Here is a 21,532-nt window from a genome sequence, read left to right as displayed (position 1 = left end):
ATCGTGTTCCCGGATCACCCGGAGAACAATGATCGCGGCTCTTCGCGACAGGAACCCGCTTCGCTTCAGCCGCCGACTTCGTTCGGATCGAATTCGTAGCTCTTGGAGCAGAATTCACATTTGACGGTTATCTTGCCGTCCTCAATGCTTTCGGCAATCTCTTCCGCCTCAAATCCTTCAAGGACGGATTTGATGCGTTCGCGCGAGCATGAACAGTTGTCGCGGACCGGCATCGGGTCGAAGACACGCACCCCGCGTTCATGAAACAACCGGTATAGCAGCCGCTCGGAACTGACCTGCGGATCGACCAGTTCGTCATCCGCGATTGTTTCCATCAGAGCGCGGGCTTCCTGCCAATCCTCGTCCTCTTCCGTCTCGAAAACATCTTCGAGTTCATCGGGAACGTCGCCGCCCGGAAGGTCCTGGGTCCGGATGCGTTCGGGCGAATCGGGAAGGAACTGGACCACCACGCCGCCGGCGCGCCATTGATGGGTGCGCCCGCCCTCTTCGTCCATCGCATAGAGCTGCGCCGCAGCCAGCCGGACTTCGGTCGGGATCTGCTCCGACTGCCGGAAATAGGCCTTGGCGATTTCTTCGAGGCTGGCGCCGTTGAGTTCGACGATGCCCTGGTAGCGCTGCATGCTCTTGCCCTGGTCTATGGTGAAAGCCAGGATGCCCTTGCCGAGAAGATCCTGCGGCTCGAGCGCGCCGCGGGCGACCGCCTCCGCCAGCAACTGCTCGTCGAAACGGGCATAGGCCCGCATGCTGTCGGGCGTCGTGAAATCCGCAACCAGCATATCGACCGGGCCGTCGCCCTGGGTTTGCACAATCAGTTTGCCTTCGAATTTCAGGGATGTGCCGAGCAATACGGTCAACGTGACCGTTTCGGCCAGAAGCCGCGCCACCGGTTCAGGATAGTCGTGCCGGTCAAGAATGGTGTTGAGCAACGGGCCGATCTGCACGGCCCGACCGCGCACGTCGAGCCCCTCGGCCTGGAAGGGCACCACCATGTCGTCGCCGGCATGGCCGATTTCGCCCAGCTGTGGGGATTGATCGCTCATACCCGACCGAAACACCAGGCAAGGATCGCCTTTTGGGCGTGAAGACGGTTCTCCGCTTCGTCGAAAACCACGGAATTAGGGCCGTCGATCACGCCGTCAGTCACCTCTTCGCCGCGATGGGCCGGCAGGCAATGCATGAACAAGGCGTCATCGCCGGCCTTTTCCATCAGCGCCTCATTGACCTGATAGGGCTGGAAGACATTGTGGCCGCGGGCGCGATGTTCCTGCCCCATGGAGACCCAGGTATCGGTTATTACGCAATCGGATCCCTGCACCGCCTTTTCAGGATCCGCTGTCAGGTCAATCGTTCCGCCGTTGGCGCGCGCCCATTCAATGTAACGGGCTTCCGGCTCGGACCCAGAAGGAACGCCGACTTTCATCGTATAGCCGAAGCGCGCCGACCCTTCGACCAAGGAATGCAGCACATTGTTGCCGTCTCCGACCCAGGACAGCGTCTTTCCCCGGATATTGCCGCGATGCTGCTCGAAGGTCATGACATCGGCCATGATCTGGCAGGGATGCGTGTCGTCGGTCAGACCGTTGATCACCGGCACTGTGGCGTATTCGGCAAGTTCAAGAAGCCGATCGTGACTGGTTGTGCGGATCATGATCGCATCGACGTAGCGCGACAGGACGCGCGCCGTATCGGCGATCGATTCCGCGCGACCGAGTTGCATTTCGCGTCCGGAAAGAAGAAGCGGTTCTCCGCCGAGTTGACGCATGCCGACATCGAAGGACACGCGCGTGCGCGTCGACGGCTTTTCGAAGATCATCGCCAGGATCTTGCCTTCGAGAGGCTTGTCCGCTGTTCCCTTCAGCGTATCGGCCTTGCGCGTGTGGGCATGATCAATGATCGCCCGCAAATCGCCGGACGCCACAGCGGAAAGATCTAGGAAATGACGAAACTCGCCATTCAAGGCCATGTCGGGTTCCATTTCGTGTGTTGCATGTCGAGGAAACGTCCCTCGTAACCTTAGACTATGTCAGCCCGCGGCCGTCGACAATTTGCGAGCCGCCGCCTCCAGGCGTGACAGTCCTTCGCGCGCCTCTTCGACCGTGGTGGTCAGCGGCGGCAGAAGGCGGATGACGTTTTCTCCGGCCGGAACCGCGAGCATGTGTTCGTCACGGATTGCAGTCAGCAATTCGCCGTTCGGAATCCCGGCTTTCAGCCCCAGCATAAGACCGCGGCCACGGATTTCTTCGATGACGTCCGGAAACTCGTCGGCGATCGCGGCCAGACCTTGCGAAAAGACAAGGCCGACGTCGACGACATGCTGTAGGAAGCCCTCTTCCAGAATGACGTCGAGCACGGCGTTGCCGACGGCCATCGCAAGCGGATTGCCGCCGAATGTCGTGCCGTGGGTTCCGGCGACCATGCCCTTGGCGGCCTCCGCCGTGGCAAGGCATGCGCCGACTGGAAACCCGCCGCCAATGCCCTTGGCGATGGCGACGATGTCCGGTGTGATGCCGGACCATTCATAGGCGAAGAGTTTGCCGGTGCGGCCAACGCCGCACTGGACCTCGTCGAGAACCAGCAGAACGCCATGCTCGTCGCACAGCGCGCGCAGATCGCGCAGCCATTGCTCCGGAGCGACGCGGATGCCGCCTTCGCCCTGGATCGGTTCGACGAGCAGAGCGGCCGTTTCATCGTCAACCGCCGCCTTCACCGCGTCGAGATCGGCGAATGGCGCCTGAATGAAGCCTTCCGCTTTCGGTCCGAAACCTTCGAGATATTTTTCCTGGCCGCCGGCGGCGATCGTCGCCAGCGTGCGTCCATGAAAGGCGCCTTCGAAGGTGATGATCTTGTATCGACCAGCGTCGCCGTTTTCGTAGTGATAGCGCCGCGCGGTCTTGATGGAGCATTCCAGCGCCTCGGCGCCGGAGTTGGTGAAGAACACCTTGTCGGCGAAGGTCGCTTCGACAAGACGGTCGCCAAGACGCGTCTGACCGGGAATATCGTATATATTGGAAAGGTGCCACAGCTTGTCGGCCTGGTCTTTCAAGGCTGAAACGAGATGCGGATGGGAATGGCCAAGCGAGTTCACGGCGATGCCCGCGGCAAAATCGAGATATTTCGATCCATCCTCGGCGTAAAGCCACACGCCCTCGCCTTTCTCAAAGCGAACGGGAATGCGCTTGTATGTATCAAACAGCGATGCAGTCTGGGACATCGCAACCTACTCCTTGCCGCCTGTCACCGCAAATTAGCTGAACGGCTTTGATATTGACGGATTTACTGTACCGACCAAAAACAAAAGCTGCCCCACGGCAGCTTTCCCGCTTCTATACCGGACGGTGCGCCATCAATCAACAACTTCGATGACGAACGCGTGCGGCGCGCCGCAATCAGGCAGGTCAAATTCCACTATTGACTTCAAGTTGGGGAAAACTTGAAAAAGGAATCGTCTTGATTCGCCGGACTCTTGTCACCGAGTCCCGCGCCCACTACCTTAGGAAGGCGAATTTGGACTGCATGCGGCGGACCTGAACTATTCACTGAAGTCTCGGATTCCGGCGCCGGAGCAATACCGGCGCATGATGGAGGATTCCGCCGCCCAATACAATGAACGAGGGGCGTGAAGCATGAGCTGGACTGACGAACGCGTCGAAAAACTGAAACAACTATGGGGCGACGGCCTGAGCGCCAGTCAGATTGCGGCCCAGCTTGGCGGCATCAGCCGCAACGCTGTGATCGGAAAAGTGCATCGGCTGAATCTGCCCGGGCGGGCAAAGTCCGGCGGATCGTCAGCCTCCCGGAATAAGAGAACGACGACGGCGTCCCGCAGTTCGTTTACGGCGCGCGCAGCCAGTCCGCGCCCGGTCATGCGCACCAGCGGGGCGACCGCTCTCAAAGCGGATATCATCGCAGACGCCGTGACCAATCTGGATACGAGGCCTGTCGAGGACGTTGTCGTTCCGATATCCAAGAGACTGGTGCTGACGGAACTGACCGAGCGGACCTGCAAATGGCCGATCGGCGATCCGCTGCAGGAGGGCTTCTATTTCTGCGGCAGCGACTGCGAGGAATCAGGCCCGTACTGCTCCTATCATTCCAAGCTGGCCTTCCAGCCAGCCGCTGATCGCCGCCGGTCGAAGAGCTGACCGGTCAAGGTCAAGCAGGCTCGCAATTCCATCACAGCATCCTGGCGCCTTTCGTCCCACGCTGCGTGAAGCGCAGCGTGGGACGATTGCTTATGTGGTCGCGTTTTTTTCTGTGTAATTACAATTAGTTAGACGGTTCTACCAGTTATCTGGCGTCCATCACTACCGTTCGCCGACACTGGCTTTGTTTCGGGAATTGGCAGTTTCGGCTTCGATTTGGCTTTGTTTCGGGATTCTGGAACCATACGGCAAATCTGGCTTCGTTTCGGGAAACGCTGTTTTGGCTCCAACTTGGCTTTGTTTCGGGAAAAGCCATTATTGGCAATCCCAAGCCGCGACCCAGTTGCAAAGGCTCAAGACCGGAAAGCTGTTATAACACAAACGTCCAAAAAAAGCAGCCGCCAAACACACGGGCTGCAGTGAAGGGCGGTCAGTTTTCCAGCGAGTAGCCGGCGCCGCGGACGGTGCGGATGACGTCTTTCATATTGGCGAGGTTGAGCGCCTTGCGCAGCCGTCCGACATGGACGTCGACCGTGCGTTCGTCGACATAGATGTCGTGACCCCACACGCCGTCCAGCAATTGGGACCGCGAGAAGACCCTCGTCGGCGACGCCATGAAAAACTCGAGCAGGCGAAACTCGGTCGGACCCAGCTTGATTTCGCGGCCCTTGCGATAGACGCGATGGGTTTCGCGGTCCAGCTCGATATCGCCGCTCTTGAGCAGAGTGGAAATCGCTTCCGGCTTTGCCCGGCGCAGAAGCGCGCGCACACGCGCCATGAGTTCCGGCGTGGAGAACGGTTTCACCACGTAATCATCGGCGCCTGTCGCAAGCCCGCGCACGCGCTCGCTTTCCTCGCCGCGCGCCGTGAGCATGATGATCGGCAGCCGCTCGGTCTCAGGCCGCACGCGCAGACGGCGGCACAGTTCGATACCGGAGAGGCCCGGAAGCATCCAGTCGAGGATCAGCAGATCCGGCAATCGTTCCTGCAGTTTCAGTTCGGCCTCGTCGCCGCGAAAGACGGTGTCCACGTCGTAGCCTTCCGCTTCCAGATTGTACCGGAGCAGAACGCTCAGCGCCTCTTCGTCTTCCACGACGGTAATTTGCGGTGCTATGCCCATGCCCTTGTCCTGACGCCGCCTTGTCTGGTGTTGCCTATTTTGCAGTTACCGAAACGGACGCCGTTTCGTCGTCCTTCGGACGCTCGGTATCCGGCTGTGCCCCGGTGGACATGTAGTATATCGATTCCGCGATGTTGGTGACGTGATCGCCGATCCGTTCGATGTTCTTGGCGCAGAACAGCAGATGCGTACAGGCCGTGATGTTTCGTGGATCTTCCATCATGTAGGTCAGCAATTCGCGGAACAGCGACGTGTATATGGCGTCGATTTCCTCGTCGCGCTCGCGCACGGCGGACGCCGCCTCCGGCGACCGGCTCGAAAACGCATCAAGCACTTCCTTGAGCTGGGTCAGAGCGAGTTCCGAGAGATGTTCAAGGCCGCGCACCAGCTTCTTCGGCTGCGCCAGACCTTCAACAGCGATGACCCGCTTGGCAATGCCCTTGGCCATGTCGCCGACACGTTCAAGGTCGGCGGCGATGCGGATCGATCCTATGATCTCGCGCAGATCCGAGGCCATCGGCTGACGCCGGGCAATTATCAGGACCGCCTTCTCGTCGATCTGTCGCTCTGCGTCGTCGACGATCAGATCGTCCGAAATAACCTTTTGCGACAGAGAGGCGTCGGAATTGACAAGCGCCCTGATCGATTCCTCAACCATACGCTCTGTCAGGCCGCCCATCTCCGAAATGCGCCGGACAAGATACTGCAGTTCCTCGTCATAGGACGACACCGTGTGCGCGGATGCTGCCGATACTTTTGATTCTTCGGGCATGATGATTTGCTTCCGTGTTGTGTCAGCCGAAACGACCGGTGATGTAATCCTGGGTCCGCTGGTCGTCCGGATTGGTGAACATATGATCCGTCGCGCCTTCCTCCACCAGATTGCCGAGGTGGAACATTGCGGTCCGTTGCGAGACGCGCGCCGCCTGCTGCATCGAGTGTGTGACGATCACGATCGTGTAGTTTTCCCGCAGTTCGTCGATCAGTTCCTCGACCTTCGCCGTGGCGATCGGATCGAGCGCGGAACATGGTTCGTCCATGAGGATCACCTCGGGACTGACGGCGATCGCCCTGGCGATGCAAAGACGCTGCTGCTGGCCGCCGGAAAGGCCGGTTCCGGGCTCATGCAGACGGTCCTTCACTTCTTCAAACAGACCAGCTTTTTGCAGGCTGGACTCGACGATCTCGTCCATATTGCTCTTGCCTGCCGCCAAGCCGTGAATGCGCGGACCGTAAGCGATATTTTCGTAGATCGATTTTGGAAAAGGATTTGGCTTCTGAAACACCATTCCGACGCTGGCGCGCAATTCCACGACATCGACGGACGGATCGTAGATATTTGCGCCGTCGAGAGTGATGTCTCCGGTGATCCGGCAAATATCAATGGTGTCGTTCATTCTGTTGAGACACCTGAGAAAGGTGGACTTTCCACATCCGGACGGGCCTATGAGCGCCGTTACCTGTTTCTCCCTGACATCCAGATCGACATCGAACAGGGCCTGTTTCTCCCCGTAGAAGACGCCGACCTTGCGGGCCTTCATCTTGACCGGGATGGCCGCATCCAGATTTTTGTTTACAGCCTTCTCAACAGCAGCTTCAGACATCATGTTCATCCTTACACCTCATATCGGTCAAATATACCGATCTTTCTTTCGTTTTGGTCCTTACCAGCGTCTTTCAAACCTGCTTCTCAGGAAGACCGCGAGACCGTTCATGAGAATGAGAAAGGCCAGCAGCACAAGAATTGCTGCGGAAGTCCGGGATACAAACCCGCGTTCGGGACTGTCGGCCCAGATATAGATCTGGGTCGGCAGGGCCGTGGAAGCTGAAAGTATACCTTCAGGTGGACTCGTGATGAAGGCGTTCATGCCGATCAGCAGCAGGGGAGCGGTTTCCCCCAGAGCCTGGGCAAGGCCGATGATCGTGCCCGTCATAATGGTGGGCATCGAAAGCGGAAGCATGTGATGCACGATTGATTCATGCTTGGATGCTCCGATCCCAAGCGCCGCTTCCTGGATCGAAGACGGCACCGACCGCAACGCGGCGCGCGTGACGATGATAATCGTCGGCAGCGTCATCAGCGACAACACCATGCCGCCGACGAGAGGCGCCGAGCGTGGCAGTCCGAACCATCCGAGAAAGACCGCCAGGCCAAGCAGTCCAAAAACAACGGAAGGAACGGCGGCAAGGTTGTTGATGTTGATCTCGATGACATCGGTCAGGCGGTTCTTCGGCGCGAATTCTTCCAGATAGATGGCAGCCGAGATTCCAAGAGGAAAGCTGATGAGGAAACAGACCAGAAGCGCCCAGAAGGAACCTGAAATCGCCCCGGCCAGCCCAGCCAGTTCCGGAAACCGCGAATCAGAATTGAATATCAAGGCGGTATTGAGGGGTTGGGACACGACACCCTCGGCTTTCAAGGCGTCATACCACTCAATCTGCTGGTTGCTTATCCGTCGTCGGTCTTCCGGAAGGTCCCTTGATATCTGACCTTTGGCAAACTGGTCCACAGGATCCGCGAATGGGAGCTTGAAGGCGAATTCCTTGTTTCGAAGATCAGGATGATCCACCACATAGTCCCGCACGAGATAAGGCGCGTTCGAAGTGAACATCGCAAAATATTCACGCTGTTCGGATCGCGGCAGTTCTCCGGGGAGCAGCTCAATCATGGACGTGCGTACGATCGAGCGCCAGTTGGCTCCACCGATATCGTCTGCAGGAATATCCGCATCCGCCAGGTTGACGGAGATCTGGACCTTGGTCTGTATGAAGGCGGACGCGCCGGTATAGATCAGCGAACTTATGAGAACAACCAGGAAGCCGATGGCAAATGTGATAGCGGCAATGCCGTAGAGCTGAAGCCTCCGGTCGGCGGCATGGCGCTTCTTGCGCCGCGCGGCCATTTCGGGAGATTTCCAGATCGGCCCGGCGGTTTTTCCGTCGATGACAGAGTCAGACATCAGTATGCCTCCCGGTATTTGCGGACAATACGCAGTGCTATGAGGTTCAGGAAAAGCGTCACGATGAACAACATCAGGCCGAGTGCGAAGGCTGCGAGCGTCTTGGGATTGTCGAACTCCGAGTCACCGATCAGCAACGTCACGATCTGCACTGTCACCGTCGTGACGGAGTCCAGAGGATTAACAGTCATTTTTGCAATCAGGCCGGCGGCCATCACGACGATCATCGTTTCGCCGATAGCACGGCTGAGGGCGAGCAGCACGCCTCCGACAATGCCCGGCAGCGCGGCCGGCAGCAATACACGCCGGATCGTTTCGCCTTTGGTGGCTCCGACCGCCAGCGAACCGTCGCGTATCATCTGCGGCACAGCAGCGAAAGCGTCGTCTGAAAGCGAGGAGATGAAGGGAATGAGCATGATGCCCATTACGCCGCCTGCCGCCAGAGCGCTGTTGGGCGCCACATCCATTCCGATCGCCGTTCCCAACTGACGCAGGGCGGGCGCGACTGTGAGCACCGCAAAAAAGCCGTAGACGACAGTGGGTACGCCGGCGAGAATCTCAAGGATAGGCTTGACCACGGCCCGGAAGGGCTTGGAAGCGTATTCGGTCAGATAAATGGCCGACAAAATCCCGATCGGCACGGCGACCGCCATAGCGAGCGTGGCCACGAGCATGGTGCCGAGGAACACGGGAACGGCGCCGAATGCACCCTGGCCGGCGACCTGATCCGCCCTGATGGCAATCTGCGGCTCCCACCGCAATCCGAACAGGAACTCGTAGAATGGCACCCGCTTGAAGAACTGATACGCCTCGAACAACAACGAGGCGACGATGCCGAGGGTGGTCAGGATTGCGACGGCTGACGCAAAGATCATGAACCAGGTGACGGCTTTTTCGAAACGATGCCTTGCGAAGAACCGTTTGGACACGGCCATTACCGCGATGATCGCGCCGGCGATCGCCAGCACGAAAACAGCGGCGGAAAGCAACACCGTAGATGTTACGCGCAGAGACTTGAGGTATTCGACGGCGTTGAGCACCGCCTGGGAAGGCTCCTGGAAAATGTTGCCTGCCGCGACCTGCCGTATTTCGCTGGTCAGCAAGGCTTTTTCCGAGGAATTCAATGCCTCGGCTCCCGGAAAGGAACCCAAAACGAGGAAATCGATGACCGAATTCTCGAACAGCAGCCAGAGCAAGAGAAATATAAACGCAGGGACAGCCGTGTAAACCATGGCGTTCATGCCGTGATACACAGGCCGGGAATGCATTTCACGCAGATCGGTTCCAGCGGCGGCGACAGCGCGCCGCGAAGCGAGGAAATACGCCACAAGCGACGCCAGGACCAAAAACAGTAAAAGGTATAGAACCATATCCCTTGCCCCTCAAACGGCAAACCCCGGCGCAGACACCGGGGTTTGCCAAAGGTAATTTCGTTACATTCCGAGCTTCTTGGCGCCCAGAACGCTTTCCTGGACTTCCGCGCGCTTTTCATCGGAAAGCGGCGTCAAGCCACGCTCCGGCAGGTAGCCGTCAGCAGCAAGCGCTTCGTCAGACACATACTCGGCGATGAATTCCTTCATACCGGGAATCACGTCGCGATGAGCGTTCTTTACGTAGAAGAAGATCGGGCGGGCGATCGGATACGAGAAGTCCGCGATCGTCTCGAAAGTCGGCGCAACGCCGTTGATCTTCACGCCCTTCAGTTTGTCATTGTTCTCGTACAGGAAGGAGTAACCGAAGATGCCAACAGCGTGCGAGTCGGCTTCCAGACGCTGAACGATCAGGTTGTCGTTTTCACCGGCCTCTACGAAGGGGCCGTCCTGACGCATGCGGGAACACTTTTCTTCCCATGTGTCTTCGTCGGACTCTTCAAGCGCTTCCATGCCCGGAAGAGCGTTGCAGCCGTCATGCATGGCAAGCTCGACGAAGGCGTCGCGTGTGCCGGAGGTGGGGGGAGGTCCGAAAATCAGAATCTCGGAGTCCGGAAGAGACGGATCGATGTCCGACCACTTCTGGTTCGGATTGGCGACGAAACCGCCATTGCCGTCCGGAAGTTCAGCAGCAAGCGCCTTGAAGATCTGCTCTTCCGTCAAGTCCCAGTCTGCTTCGTTCTGGCGGGAAATGGCGATAGACAAACCATCGTACCCGATGAGGGCTTCGGTGATGTCGTCAACGCCATTGCCAGCGCAAAGCTCGATCTCGGAAGATTTGATTGCGCGCGATGCGCCCGTGATATCAGCGTGGTCAGGCCCGATGCCTCCGCAGAAGACCTTGAAGCCACCGCCGGTGCCAGTCGATTCAACGACCGGAGCAGGGTTACCCGTTTTGTTGGAATATTCTTCAGCAGTAGCCTGCGAATAGGGGAAAACCGTCGAAGAACCGACGATCTTGATCTGGTCGCGCGCAATCGCGGCGCCAGCAAACGCAGCCGACGCCACCAGCGCGGCTGCTGTCACTTTAAGGGTTTTCATGAATCTCTCCCGTCTGAGCGGTGTATTGCGGTGGTGTGTTTTACGCTCATTGTTGAGCGCAGCCCGTTGAGTTACCGGCGTGGTACTCTTAACAACCTGGGCAATGCACTTTTATGACGAAGCATTTACAGTTTTATGACAATTTATGTCTCTGTAATCGTTGTATTTTTTTATAGTTTGCAACGAAATCAAGAAGATCGCCGCACGATTCTTACGACAAACTCCGATCCTTCTCCGAGAACGGAGTTCACGATCAGCCTTGCGCGATGCCTGGTGAGGATATGTTTGACGATCGCAAGGCCCAGCCCCGTCCCTTTCTTGGATCGGCTCGTCTCCACATTGACCCGGTAGAAACGCTCCGTTAATCGCGGCACATGCTCGGACGGAATGCCCGGTCCGTAATCCTTGATCGAAACGTCGATCATGCCCTGCGCCGTCGGTGAGGGATCCTTGATCGAGATATCCACGCGGCCGCCGTTCTGGCCGTATTTGCAGGCGTTCTCGATCAGATTTTCGAAAACCTGGATGAGTTCGTCATAGTCTCCCGTCACCGGCACTGGCCCTTCGGGCGCGGCCAGCCGGAGTTCCACATCGAGATCCTCGGCCATCGGCCGCAGCGTGTCGCGAACATGGCCGATCAGCGGAACGAGGTCGACCTCGTCCGTCGGCGCCATGTGCGCCTTCATTTCCAGACGGGTCAGCGACAAGAGATCATCGACCAACCGCGTCATTCGGCCGGCCTGTTCGCTCATGATAGAAAGAAAACGTTCCTGGGCTTCGCGGTCGTTGCGCGCCGGACCCTGAAGGGTTTCGATGAACCCTGTCAGCGACGCCAGCGGGGTGCGCAGTTCATGGCTGGCGTTGGCGATGAAGTCCGTGCGCATGCGGTCCATGCGCCGCGACTCGCTCTGATCGCGAAATATGAGGAGAAAGAGTGCACTGCCTCCCTTCAGACGCGCGACCTCGCGCATCGGCGCGATCCGCACCTTGTACCACCTTTCCGAGGGCACCTTTTCCACGTAGTCGATTGTTCTTGTGCGGTGATCGTCGGCGACCTCGTGAACCAGTTCGAGAATCTGCGGCGCACGCAGCCGGGAAGACAGATGAGATCCGCGGGTAATAGGCCCGAATTTCTCGATTGCGGCATGGTTCTGGTAGATCACGATGCTGCCGGGCGCGAGCACGATCGCCGGATCGTCGAGCGCCTCGCAACTTGCAAAGACCACGTCCTCGACCGGCGTCTGCGAACCGGTTTGTCTGAGCATCCTCTCGCGTTTGCGGATCATTCGCGATCGCACCGGCAGAGCCGCGGCGAGAACGATAATTCCGAGGCCGAGCCAGACATGCCAGAGCGTCACGTCATCGAAGACGATCAGCGCCATGGCCAGGAACACGGCGGCGATCAGGGTGTAACGCGCATCGTATAGACGCATCGGAACGGCCGACATTTCAGCCCGCAGGTCTTCCTTCTCGCTGTCGTTTTTCTTCAACATAAGTCTGTCTGCATTGACCGCCGCCGTCCGCTCGCGAACCAGAAGTTTGACGTAGAGACCGCGGATGACACTGTCATGACCGGACCGCCGGTGTTGTGGACGGACAGTTCCCGTTAATCCGACGAGCCTCGATGGTAAAGGAAAAAGGGGATAGGAAGAAACGGAGCGACGGTAAAAATGTGCTGCATGGCTGTGGAAATCGCCATCAAACGGCAAGGAAGACCCCGGGCGTCAACACAGGTTTTCTGAAGGATTGACGATGGCCGGGACCGCCGCCGGCGCATCGCCGCCGAATGGGCGTTTCAACCAAAAAATCTATTCAGGCCGGATGCGAATGCCGTAAATGTCGACGCTCCTGGAGGAGCCCGTGACGTCCGGATTGATGTAGATGTAGCCCGGCAGTCCGGTGGCGGCGGCGCCGCGCAGATCCACATTGAATATGATGTCGTTGAGCTCGTAGGCCACGTCGAAACGACGACGCCCGCAATCGCCAAGGCCCGGAAAATCGCAGCGAATATAAATCTGCGTGGGCTCTTCGCTTGCGGAGCGCAGGGTGATGGCGACGAGCGATTCCCGATCCTGCATCATCTGCAGCACGCCGGGACCCAGTTCGAAACTCACTTCACCCGCTTCGTCCCCGTTGGTGGACGTGATCTGCAGGGCGGCCCGGCTGCCTTCGTCGAGCAATTCGACGGAAGCGTCTTCATTCGCCGACACATTCGTGATGTCGTCCGGGGAGAAGACCCGCACCCAGTCATCCGAGAAACGACCCTGGGGCCTCGGTGAGCCCGCGAAATCCTCGCTTTCAACCTGCGCCGGCGGATTTGGAACGCTCATGTCGCGCTCCTCGCTCGACAGGCCAAGCCCGCCGACGATGAACCACCAGACGCCGATTCCGACGAAGGCCACGACCAGCGCCATTACGAGAATCAGCGAGAAAATCGGGAATCGGCGTTTCTTGCCGTTGCGGCCCGCCGAACGACGCCCGCCGCGACCGTCGTCAACATTCGGCTCGTCCCATCGCACCGGCCTGTTCGGCTGATGTCCGGACGCACGCGGCGGTGACGGATCCTGGCGCCTACGCTTTCTGGCGCGCGGAGGCCGGCCGGTTTGCCCGGCTTGCTGGTCCGGCTGGCTACGCGGGCGCTTGCCGTTTCGATGAGCTGGTCTGGGCGCCTCTACGGCATCCCAGTCCTGCTGGTCATGCCGCAATTCCGGTTCCGGCGCGGCGTCAAGATCTTCCCATTGCGGCTCTTCGGCCGCCGGCATCTTCGGTCTGCGAGGCCCTTTCTGAAGGCGGTCGCCCGGATCCTGCCAGTCGATGTCGTCATATTCCGGCCAGTCGGGGCGCCCCGCCTGCGGCTGGGCGCCGCTGCTTCCGCGCGGCGGCTGGCGTTCGTTTTGGACGAAGACGTCCTCAAATTCAGGGCCGTGTGTTTCTTTGAGACCGGGCGCGCGCGGACGACGGGGTGGGCCGTCAGCGCTGCGGCGCTGAGAGGCTTCGCTTTCGCGTCGCCGGTTCGGTCGGTCGGAAGGAGGAGCCTGCGACGCAGGCGCTTCTTCGCGACCGCGCTCGCCCCGTTCTGACCAAAGCTCCGGTTCGACCCGCACATCACGCTCGGCGCGCCCGCCTCGCGCTGCCGGCGCTTCGCGGCGTGGCGTCGGTTCGGGACGGGTGAAATCTGCATCTTCTGATCTGAACGGAGTCGGCGTCATCGGCGGCTCGGCCCGGTCTTCGTTCCGCTGAGCAATGTCATCCCGCGCCGCGGGCGGTTGTTTGCGCGGCTCTCTTTCCTCCGGCAAGACAAGATCGTCGAGATTGAGAACCGTCTCCGGCATCAGCAATTCTTCAGGCTCGAGATCGAAGATGTCAGGCTCTGGCTCGGGCTCAGGCTTGCGCATCTGCGCCTTCTGGTATTCAGCCTCGACGGAGTTGATCGTTTTTTCGAGTTTTCGATGCTGTTCTATGGCCGTGTCAGAGCCGTCCAACTGTTGTTTGGAGATTGCCCGGCCAAGCGCGTCGCGCGCCGACTGGTAGATTTTGGCACGGGTCTGGGCATCCGCCTGTCCGGCCTCTTTCAAAGCCTTGACGATCGCCGCTTCCAGTCCCTTCACAAATTCACTCCAGTCTGTGACGTCTCAAACGTCCTTTTGGCCCTGTCGCCAAACGGGCACCTGCCAAATGACATAAGTAGAAGGGTTTTTCCAATACAAATGTGGTCAAAGACACAAGCGATTCCATTTCGCAAGGTCCAGTCCGGCCTTTTCAGCCAATACACGTTCTGATAATTGCATTGACGTTTACGAAAACGTCAAAATTTGGAATCGTTTCCCATGGCCCTTCCCGACCTCCTCAAAAACCTGCGTCTTCCGGTCGTCGGCGCACCCCTGTTCATCATCTCTCATCCGCCGCTGACGCTGGCGCAATGCAAAGCAGGCGTGGTTGGTTCCTTCCCGGCGCTCAATGCGCGGCCGGAAGCCCAACTCGATGAATGGCTGGCGGAGATCACCGAAGGGCTCGCCGATCACGACGCAAAGCACCCGGATCGGAAGGCGGCGCCGTTCGCCGTCAACCAGATCGTCCACCGCTCGAACAAGCGGCTCGAACATGATCTCGGTCTATGCGAGAAATACAGGGTTCCGATCGTGATCTCCTCGCTGGGCGCGGTGCCCGAGGTCAATCAGGCGGTGCACGCCTATGGCGGGATTGTGCTTCACGACATCATAAACAACCGGCACGCCCATTCGGCGATCAACAAGGGCGCGGACGGCCTGATCGCGGTTGCCGCCGGCGCAGGCGGCCACGCAGGAGCGCTGTCTCCCTTTGCGCTGGTCCAGGAAATTCGCGAATGGTTCGATGGCCCGCTGCTCTTGTCAGGCGCCATAGCCAACGGCCGGTCGATCCTGGCGGCGCAGGCGATGGGCGCGGATCTCGCCTATATGGGCTCCGCCTTCATCGCTACGAACGAAGCCCGGGCCGTCGATGATTACAAACAGATGATCGTCGACAGCAACGCCACGGACATCGTCTACAGCAACTATTTCACCGGCGTGCTCGGCAATTATCTCAAACCGTCGATTATCGCCGCCGGGCTTGATCCGGATAATCTGCCGGAAGCCGACGTCACGAAGATGAATTTCGATCAATCGCAGGGCGCCAAGGCCTGGCGCGACATCTGGGGGTCGGGCCAGGGCGTGGGCGCGATCAAGTCCGTTCTGCCGGTGGCCGCTCTCGTCGACCGGCTGGAGGCCGAGTATCTCGACGCGCGGCGGTCGCTTGCGCTGGACAGCGCGCCCGTGGACGCGCGGCAGGGGGTTTGATTGCGCGCCTGACGCTTTTGGCTTGAATTCGCCGGTGAATAGGGTTAAGCAGCGCCGCGTTGCAGGGGACCATCGTCCCGTGCAATGGTCTCGCCGTTAATCGTTACGGCGACGGGCCGCTTTAGCTCAGTTGGTAGAGCATCGCATTCGTAATGCGGAGGTCGTCAGTTCGAGTCTGACAAGCGGCACCATTCTCTTCACGTATCCATTTGTTTTATATAGATATTTCTAGAATCTATAATTCCTTTCCCACTTATACTCCCACTATTTTTCGCGGTAAGGACCTATCCGAATTAGGGCAGCCGCTCCTGAAAAATCCTCGCCCGCTGCCTGATCCTCCGAATACGACGGGGATATTCCATCTGGATCCGATCAAACAGAATATAGGCATGGGTGGCCTTTCAAACCGCATAACCTCAGATCTCAAATTCGGTCTAGGAGATACATAAGCCAATGTATTGCTGGCGAACAAACAGCTTGCAGGCTGGCCATTATAGTTTTGCCTCTTTAGACAAGTTGCTGCGTCCCTGAGAGCATCTGTTTGACCATAGCATCTACCATGAAACCAACGGCTTCTCGCGCTTGTTGTGGCGTTGCGCCGGCGACATCAACCAAAGCAATCAACGCCTCTATTCCAGTAGAGGCGGACAGGCTCCGAACAAGTTTCTCTTTCTGGTCATTTGACAGCCCGGTTTCATGTTCCGACAAGGCTCGGCGAAACATGTTGATGCGGCGTCCGCCCCGAGCGGTCGTTTTGCTATCGGCCCGCCACTCACGCATTGTTCCGGAGAGGAACTGACGGAAACCGCTTTCATTCTCGAATGAAAAATCCAGAAAGTAGATGCATATAGCTCTCAGCTTTCCCTGCACGTCAGAGGCGTCTCCAACAATATCCTCATAGGGTTTTACCGCAATGTCGAGGACGGCCTCCGCAACCAAAACGTCGGGGGCGGAATAGTAGCGGTAGCTGGTCGCCTTTGACACACCATTCTCTGCAGCAGCGGCGGCTACCGTGACAACCTTACCTTCCGACAGGAGCTTCCTGGCCCCATCCAGAATAGCCTGACGCGTCCGTCCGCGCTGTGCGGATCTGTCCTGGGATTTGGTCACTTCTAATTCCGCTCTCAGACTATTTTAAGACTATTGTCTTATCATGAGACTAATGTATCATGATAAGACAACAAGGTCAATTTCGGAGTTGCGACATGACACGGTTTCCACGCACCTATGATGTTTTGAACATTCTGATGAAATTCCACGCGTTTCCGGAAGAGGTAGATGGAAAGTATTGCCTCGTTGAATGCCTCGTCCCTGTCGGCGCCGGTGCGCCACCAAACCATCATGCGGGTGAAACCGAGGGCTTTTTCATTCTGGAAGGTGAGGTCGCTTTCAGAATTGGCGCCGACGACCGGGTGGCGGGACCTGGCGACTACGTTTGTATTCCTGACGGAGAAGTTCACGCGTTTCAAGCAGTCGGCGATAGCCCTGCGCGCCTTCTCATCCTCAATGCGCCTGGACATATGCATAAAGCGTTCTTCACCGGTATAGGCACAGCGCTTCCGGACGATCAAACGGATTTGCCAGAACCTTCAGAGCCAGACTTAGACGCTGTCATTAAAATCGCGAACGACGTGGGCATGACAATCGCATCCCCGCAATAGATGTCCACCCGGATGGTGAATTCGCTCAGAAGGATCGTATAGGATGATCTCGAAGCCATTGATAGGACTTGTGGCTCTGTTGAGCGCTGCTCAAAAATCCTTGTCTAGGAGACAATCGCCTGTTCTCAAATTCTTGTATCAGCAAACAATCGTTGAATTAAAATGCCATCAGAACCATCTAAATGGTTAGGGGGTGGAGACATATCACCATCTGGGCGATTATCGGGCGGCTATTGTGTATTGAGCAGCAGGCTGTCTGACATCCCTCACATTAGGGCATGAATCGTGGCGAAGGCGAATTTTACCGCCCACCGTGTGTGGTTACACTGCAGGCATCAAATCCGTTTCTCGTCTTGCTCTACAGTTCCTTCACACCACCTTGGATCGCGGCAAAACCTCCCAAATCGGGGCGAGTGATAAGGGAGGAGCCAAACCATCTATAATTTGGGCGGCCTTCGCCTGGTCGGCGAAGTGCTGCAGTCGCTCAAGCTGCTCCGGCATGATGCTGAGCGAGATTGCGACCGCTTCGCCGTTGTCGAAATCGAGATCTTCCATGAAAACCTCCAACCGGTTGCTCTTGACCTGCAAGCACAAAAAAAGGCGTGTCCGCTCCCTTTCGGGGTGACACACCTTCGGAACTCGCAGAGCAAGTCGGGTTAGCGGCGACCAAAATGGAAATTAGGTCATCGCCACTGAAACAGGAATTATTTCCTATTTAGGTATAGCATATCTCCACTCAGAAGCAAGCTGAGAGTGTCATGGCGCCTCAAAATATCATCAGAATTGCCATCTGAAATCTGCTCTAACAGCAGTACTGACCAGATCATCGCTCACTTGCCCGAAATAGGACAAACCAAGACTGGAAGATGCACCCAGTTCAAAATCAAGTCCAGCTTCAAGAAGTGCTGCATTGCGCGCCAAAGGCGCACCGGAAATCGTGAATGCAGAACCCCACGTGTTTGCAAGGGCAAGTTCGGCGTAAGGCGTTACATCACTGAATGCATGTTGCCACGCAGCCGAGAAGTGGGGTGAGACTTTCATTCCGTTGCTCAAAACATGATCCGTTGAGAACCTCACCCCAAGTGTCGAATAGCCGATGCTGGAACTGCTGCCCGAGGAGGTCAGCGCAGCCGATCCACCTGTTTCGGCAAACCCGTCAGTTCCAAGATGAGCCCAAGCGAGGCCGGCATACGGCTCGATGGGAATGCCTCCGACAGTTGCATCATAGCCGATCTCGCCGAAGATCTGACCGGTATTGGCATTGTAACCGGAACTTGTGCGATCCATGAAGCCGGGAAAGAAGATTGTCCGGTTCACATCGATCGAGCTGAATGCATAACTTCCGCCGCCCCGGAGGTTGAACAAGCCAAATTCGGCGCCGGCATAGGCGCCGATCAATCCGGTTTGGGTGTCGGCGGAACTCATCAGATCGTCGATTTCTGTGCTTGATCGCGAATAGCCGGCGGCTACACCGATCGTGTAACGCTCGCCGACGCCGATATCCACCCCTGCAAAAATGCCACCATAGGCGCTGCTGATATCGGAGACGTTTCCATTTCCATCGAATTCGCTCCAGATGCCAAGCCCCTGAGCCCAGACAGCAGCATCCTGATCGTCCAGCGTGTCCTCGCGCAGACGGTCGAGCATCGCCTCGCGGGCAAAGAGGGCTTCATTGATAAGAACGGATTGTTGGCTTGCGTAAATTTCTCCGGATACGGCATTGAGTGCGAGGGGAAGTTGACCCTCTGAAAGTCCGAAAAGGGCGGCGTTCAGGCCGTCCGGTATTCCGCCACCCCGATTGAAGGCATTGTCGAGGCCATCGCCGACTGCATGCTGGTTGGCTGAAAGGCCGCCAACCAGAGCCATCCGTGAGGTGAGTTCAAGGTCCACTGCCGTGTCGGAATAGGCGAGCGACGGTGCGACGAAACTTGCCAATCCATAGGTCTCAAGTGTTTCAAAGGTTCCGGTGACTTCATTCGTCGCGGTCATTATCCTGTACGAGTTCGCAAGGTCGCCGGGGTAGAAGATCGGGGCGATGGTTCCCGCCAGCCGCACAGCGCCCTCGACGGAGACGCTGTCATTTTGATCGCCGCCGATGCGGAGGCCGAGCCCACCCGTAGCCGTCTGGGCAAAGACGCCGCTGAATTCATGGATCGTCCCGGCGCCCTCGGCGCTTATGTAGATCAGACCGCTGTTCTCGAAACGCGCATAGGGCCCGGCCATGAAATCGATGCGCCCGTCGATGACGCCGTAGTTGACGGCAAGAGATCCTTCAGCGGTATCGCCGGCTCTGATCGCGTCGCTTCCGGGTGCAGCAAAGATGGTTCCTCCATTCAGCAGAACGCCAAACTTGCCCTGCATTTCGACCCCGGCGCTATCGGGACCGGTCACTTCGACGCCGCCGTTATTGTAGACAACTCCGTAAGTGCCGCTTTGAATACCGATACTCGATGCTCCGTTCGCCTGGACCGTCCCGTCATTCAGGATATCGTAGCCTTCCTTGCTCAAATCAACACCAAGGACGATCGATCCCGGCGTGTTGGAGGTGAGCAGGGTCGCATTGCTTGCCGCGGGCGCGTAAATCCCCGGAACGACGACTTCGTAGCCATGCACGCCATCGGCATCTGTGTAGATGCCGATCACTTTTCCCTGATGGGCCGAGTTGGCTGATGTCACCATGGCGCCCGGAACGTCGAGAAGGGTCCAGGTTTCAACTCCGTTTTCGTCGACATGCAGCACGGCGGCCTGCAAATCGCCGGAAGCGTCGATCAGATCGGCGACCATGATGTAGCCACCTTTCCCGTCACCGGTAATGCCTTCGAAGTGAGTGAATACATAGTCGGAATGGCTGTAAGCCGTGGCTGTGCCATCTGACATGTCGTAGATGTAGCCGGTCTCGAATCCCGGTTCGCCAAGGGGGCCGTTTCCAAAGCCACCGGCGATTTTGTCGCCCCAGACACCGTAGGCGGTCGTGCTGACCGCTCCGCCGGGACCAGTTATCGATTCCGGAAGTACGAGCGTGGTATAGGCGCCGGTTGGAATGTCATAGATAAAGGCATTCCCGGTGGCGATGTTCGTATCGTAATTGCCGACGACAGTATTGCCGAAATTGCTGTGGGCAATCGTGAATTTTACGCCGCTGACCGGATATTGCAGTGTCGTCAGTTCCTCGCCGGGCGTGGCCGCGCTGTCATAGAGATAAGCAAGATCATCTGGGTTCGATTCGCTTGTCTTGTAACTACCGACCACACGCAGAATTCCGCCCTGGCTACCGAAACTAGGACCATAGGGCGAAGCGCTGATCGCCCCCGGAAAATTGACGCCATCGCCGGTCTCTGTGGGATAAGCCGACCAGACTTCTGTGTCGGAACGATACAGAATACCACCTGTATTGGGCGAATCACCAGGTATTGCGTAATTGCCGACAATGTTGTCGGCCCGAATGCCGGTTAGAAAGGTCTCATTGCTCCCAAAGTCCAGGGTCTTGTACTCAAGCGGATCGGCTTGAGCGTCAATTGGCAGCCATACGCTCGCGCAGACCAAGGCTGATACGGACGTCAGCGCGCTATAGCGCAATCTTCGCATTTTCTTAGACACTTATTTTTCCCCTATTACGCCTGCGAGACATTACTGCCTGCTACAAACAAACCGAATCAACTACATCCAGCCATTGCTGTTGAGCCATGCATAAAGATAAGTAGTTCTTTTACGGACATTGTAAGGACGACAGATCAGCCTGAGTACTTCAGTTTTTCACGTCAACCTTAATCACCGATTGAGACAACTTCGCTGTATCTCTGTGTTGCATATATCAATTCTGTTATCCAGATTTATATTTATTATGTTATTTTTTTAATGCAGGTTTGTATGATCCACAGCATGCGATTTGCCTGGTCTGGAAAGAACGTTCATTGAGAGGAGGCAAGGCAAAAGTTCTGAGATTAATTCAAGCCACCCCATCCGAACCATTTTGGTTCTTGTCTGAATGGAACCATCCGCGCCGAACCAGTTCCCGGCAAACTGCGTCGTGAAAGCGGTGGACCTCGTTGTCGATACGCGATTTGCTAAATCCGAGCGCTTCCAAGCGCGCTATGAAGTGCTTTAGAACTGACGTCTGCCAGTAGGAGTTGGCAGCCGCCGTTGACTTCTTCGACATGATGACTTCCACAACGTGTCTGGCCTTTCCAATCAATCGTTCGCTCGGAAACGGGATGATCTGCGCTGAATTCTCCTGATTGAAGAGTTCAAACTGTCGATTGCTCATCAGTAGCCCCCTGATGCTTTTTTGTAGGTGATTTCATCGGAGTCAGTCTGTCGTTCGTCGTCCTGCCCTAACACAACTA

Annotated in this window: 18 protein-coding genes and 1 tRNA gene; 4 read left to right on the top strand and 15 right to left on the bottom strand. The window is 57.5% G+C overall.

The window, feature by feature from the left end; translation table 11 throughout:
• Nucleotides 1-65 precede the first annotated feature (65 nt).
• The 3 genes from AAFN47_RS10300 to AAFN47_RS10290 are packed head-to-tail and all read right to left on the bottom strand — an operon-like array spanning nt 66 to nt 3,232.
• On the bottom strand, nt 66-1,061 hold the full coding sequence (locus AAFN47_RS10300) for an Hsp33 family molecular chaperone (protein ID WP_499809134.1): 996 nt from the start codon (nt 1,059-1,061) through the stop codon (nt 66-68).
• On the bottom strand, nt 1,058-1,984 hold the full coding sequence (gene argF, locus AAFN47_RS10295) for an ornithine carbamoyltransferase (RefSeq protein WP_499809133.1): 927 nt from the start codon (nt 1,982-1,984) through the stop codon (nt 1,058-1,060). The genes AAFN47_RS10300 and argF overlap by 4 nt, the downstream gene beginning before the upstream one ends.
• 60 nt (nt 1,985-2,044) lie before the next feature.
• Nucleotides 2,045-3,232, bottom strand: a complete 1,188-nt coding sequence (locus tag AAFN47_RS10290; RefSeq protein ID WP_499809132.1) for an aspartate aminotransferase family protein — start codon at nt 3,230-3,232, stop codon at nt 2,045-2,047.
• Between the two features lie 412 nt (nt 3,233-3,644).
• Between AAFN47_RS10290 and AAFN47_RS10285 the strand changes: the two genes are divergently transcribed.
• Entirely contained in the window at nt 3,645-4,163 is a 519-nt protein-coding gene (locus tag AAFN47_RS10285; RefSeq protein WP_499809131.1) for a GcrA family cell cycle regulator, read from the top strand.
• Between the two features lie 430 nt (nt 4,164-4,593).
• Here the strand turns inward: AAFN47_RS10285 and phoB are convergent, their stop codons facing one another.
• The 8 genes from phoB to AAFN47_RS10245 form a co-directional block, all read right to left on the bottom strand.
• Nucleotides 4,594-5,277 (bottom strand): phosphate regulon transcriptional regulator PhoB, encoded by a 684-nt coding sequence (phoB, locus tag AAFN47_RS10280; protein WP_499809285.1) that lies wholly within the window; start codon nt 5,275-5,277, stop codon nt 4,594-4,596.
• A 40-nt stretch (nt 5,278-5,317) separates the two neighbouring features.
• Nucleotides 5,318-6,055, bottom strand: coding sequence for a phosphate signaling complex protein PhoU (phoU, locus tag AAFN47_RS10275; protein WP_499809130.1), 738 nt, complete (start codon nt 6,053-6,055; stop codon nt 5,318-5,320).
• A gap of 22 nt (nt 6,056-6,077) precedes the next feature.
• Nucleotides 6,078-6,896 (bottom strand): phosphate ABC transporter ATP-binding protein PstB, encoded by an 819-nt coding sequence (gene pstB, locus AAFN47_RS10270; RefSeq protein ID WP_499809129.1) that lies wholly within the window; start codon nt 6,894-6,896, stop codon nt 6,078-6,080.
• A 51-nt stretch (nt 6,897-6,947) separates the two neighbouring features.
• Nucleotides 6,948-8,243, bottom strand: a complete 1,296-nt coding sequence (gene pstA, locus AAFN47_RS10265) for a phosphate ABC transporter permease PstA (RefSeq protein ID WP_499809128.1) — start codon at nt 8,241-8,243, stop codon at nt 6,948-6,950.
• Entirely contained in the window at nt 8,243-9,613 is a 1,371-nt protein-coding gene (gene pstC, locus AAFN47_RS10260) for a phosphate ABC transporter permease subunit PstC (RefSeq protein ID WP_499809127.1), read from the bottom strand. The genes pstA and pstC overlap by 1 nt, the downstream gene beginning before the upstream one ends.
• 63 nt (nt 9,614-9,676) lie before the next feature.
• On the bottom strand, nt 9,677-10,714 hold the full coding sequence (locus tag AAFN47_RS10255; RefSeq protein ID WP_499809126.1) for a PstS family phosphate ABC transporter substrate-binding protein: 1,038 nt from the start codon (nt 10,712-10,714) through the stop codon (nt 9,677-9,679).
• Between the two features lie 188 nt (nt 10,715-10,902).
• A complete protein-coding gene (locus tag AAFN47_RS10250) occupies nt 10,903-12,207 on the bottom strand; it encodes an ATP-binding protein (protein ID WP_499809125.1) in 1,305 nt (434 codons plus the stop codon).
• Between the two features lie 315 nt (nt 12,208-12,522).
• Nucleotides 12,523-14,322: a hypothetical protein gene (locus tag AAFN47_RS10245; RefSeq protein ID WP_499809124.1), complete on the bottom strand. Its 1,800-nt coding sequence runs from the start codon at nt 14,320-14,322 to the stop codon at nt 12,523-12,525.
• A gap of 219 nt (nt 14,323-14,541) precedes the next feature.
• On the opposite strand from AAFN47_RS10245, the gene AAFN47_RS10240 reads away from it, so the two are divergent.
• Together AAFN47_RS10240 and AAFN47_RS10235 are read left to right on the top strand one after the other, a co-directional pair.
• The gene (locus AAFN47_RS10240; protein ID WP_499809123.1) at nt 14,542-15,528 is read left to right on the top strand and encodes an NAD(P)H-dependent flavin oxidoreductase; all 987 of its coding nucleotides are present in this window, start codon (nt 14,542-14,544) and stop codon (nt 15,526-15,528) included.
• 115 nt (nt 15,529-15,643) lie between these two features.
• A tRNA-Thr gene (locus tag AAFN47_RS10235) sits at nt 15,644-15,719 on the top strand.
• A 316-nt stretch (nt 15,720-16,035) separates the two neighbouring features.
• On the opposite strand, the gene AAFN47_RS10230 is transcribed toward AAFN47_RS10235, so the two are convergent.
• Nucleotides 16,036-16,638, bottom strand: coding sequence for a TetR/AcrR family transcriptional regulator (locus AAFN47_RS10230; protein ID WP_499809122.1), 603 nt, complete (start codon nt 16,636-16,638; stop codon nt 16,036-16,038).
• A gap of 137 nt (nt 16,639-16,775) precedes the next feature.
• Here AAFN47_RS10230 and AAFN47_RS10225 point away from each other — a divergent pair, with 137 nt between their 5' ends.
• Entirely contained in the window at nt 16,776-17,189 is a 414-nt protein-coding gene (locus AAFN47_RS10225) for a cupin domain-containing protein (protein ID WP_499809121.1), read from the top strand.
• A 369-nt stretch (nt 17,190-17,558) separates the two neighbouring features.
• Here the strand turns inward: AAFN47_RS10225 and AAFN47_RS10220 are convergent, their stop codons facing one another.
• The 3 genes from AAFN47_RS10220 to AAFN47_RS10210 all read right to left on the bottom strand — a co-directional run bounded on the left by AAFN47_RS10220 (nt 17,559) and on the right by AAFN47_RS10210 (nt 21,453).
• On the bottom strand, nt 17,559-17,744 hold the full coding sequence (locus tag AAFN47_RS10220) for a hypothetical protein (protein WP_499809120.1): 186 nt from the start codon (nt 17,742-17,744) through the stop codon (nt 17,559-17,561).
• Nucleotides 17,745-17,966: 222 nt separating this feature from the next.
• Nucleotides 17,967-20,786, bottom strand: a complete 2,820-nt coding sequence (locus tag AAFN47_RS10215) for an autotransporter outer membrane beta-barrel domain-containing protein (RefSeq protein WP_499809119.1) — start codon at nt 20,784-20,786, stop codon at nt 17,967-17,969.
• A 349-nt stretch (nt 20,787-21,135) separates the two neighbouring features.
• On the bottom strand, nt 21,136-21,453 hold the full coding sequence (locus AAFN47_RS10210; RefSeq protein WP_499809118.1) for a DUF6074 family protein: 318 nt from the start codon (nt 21,451-21,453) through the stop codon (nt 21,136-21,138).
• Between the last annotated feature and the right edge of the window lie 79 nt (nt 21,454-21,532).

The sequence above is a fragment of the Hoeflea sp. CAU 1731 genome, from assembly GCF_039888615.1.
GTDB lineage: Bacteria > Pseudomonadota > Alphaproteobacteria > Rhizobiales > Rhizobiaceae > Flavimaribacter.
The sequence above is the reverse complement of the archived record's forward strand: the minus strand, read 5'-3'. Positions and strand labels throughout refer to the sequence as shown.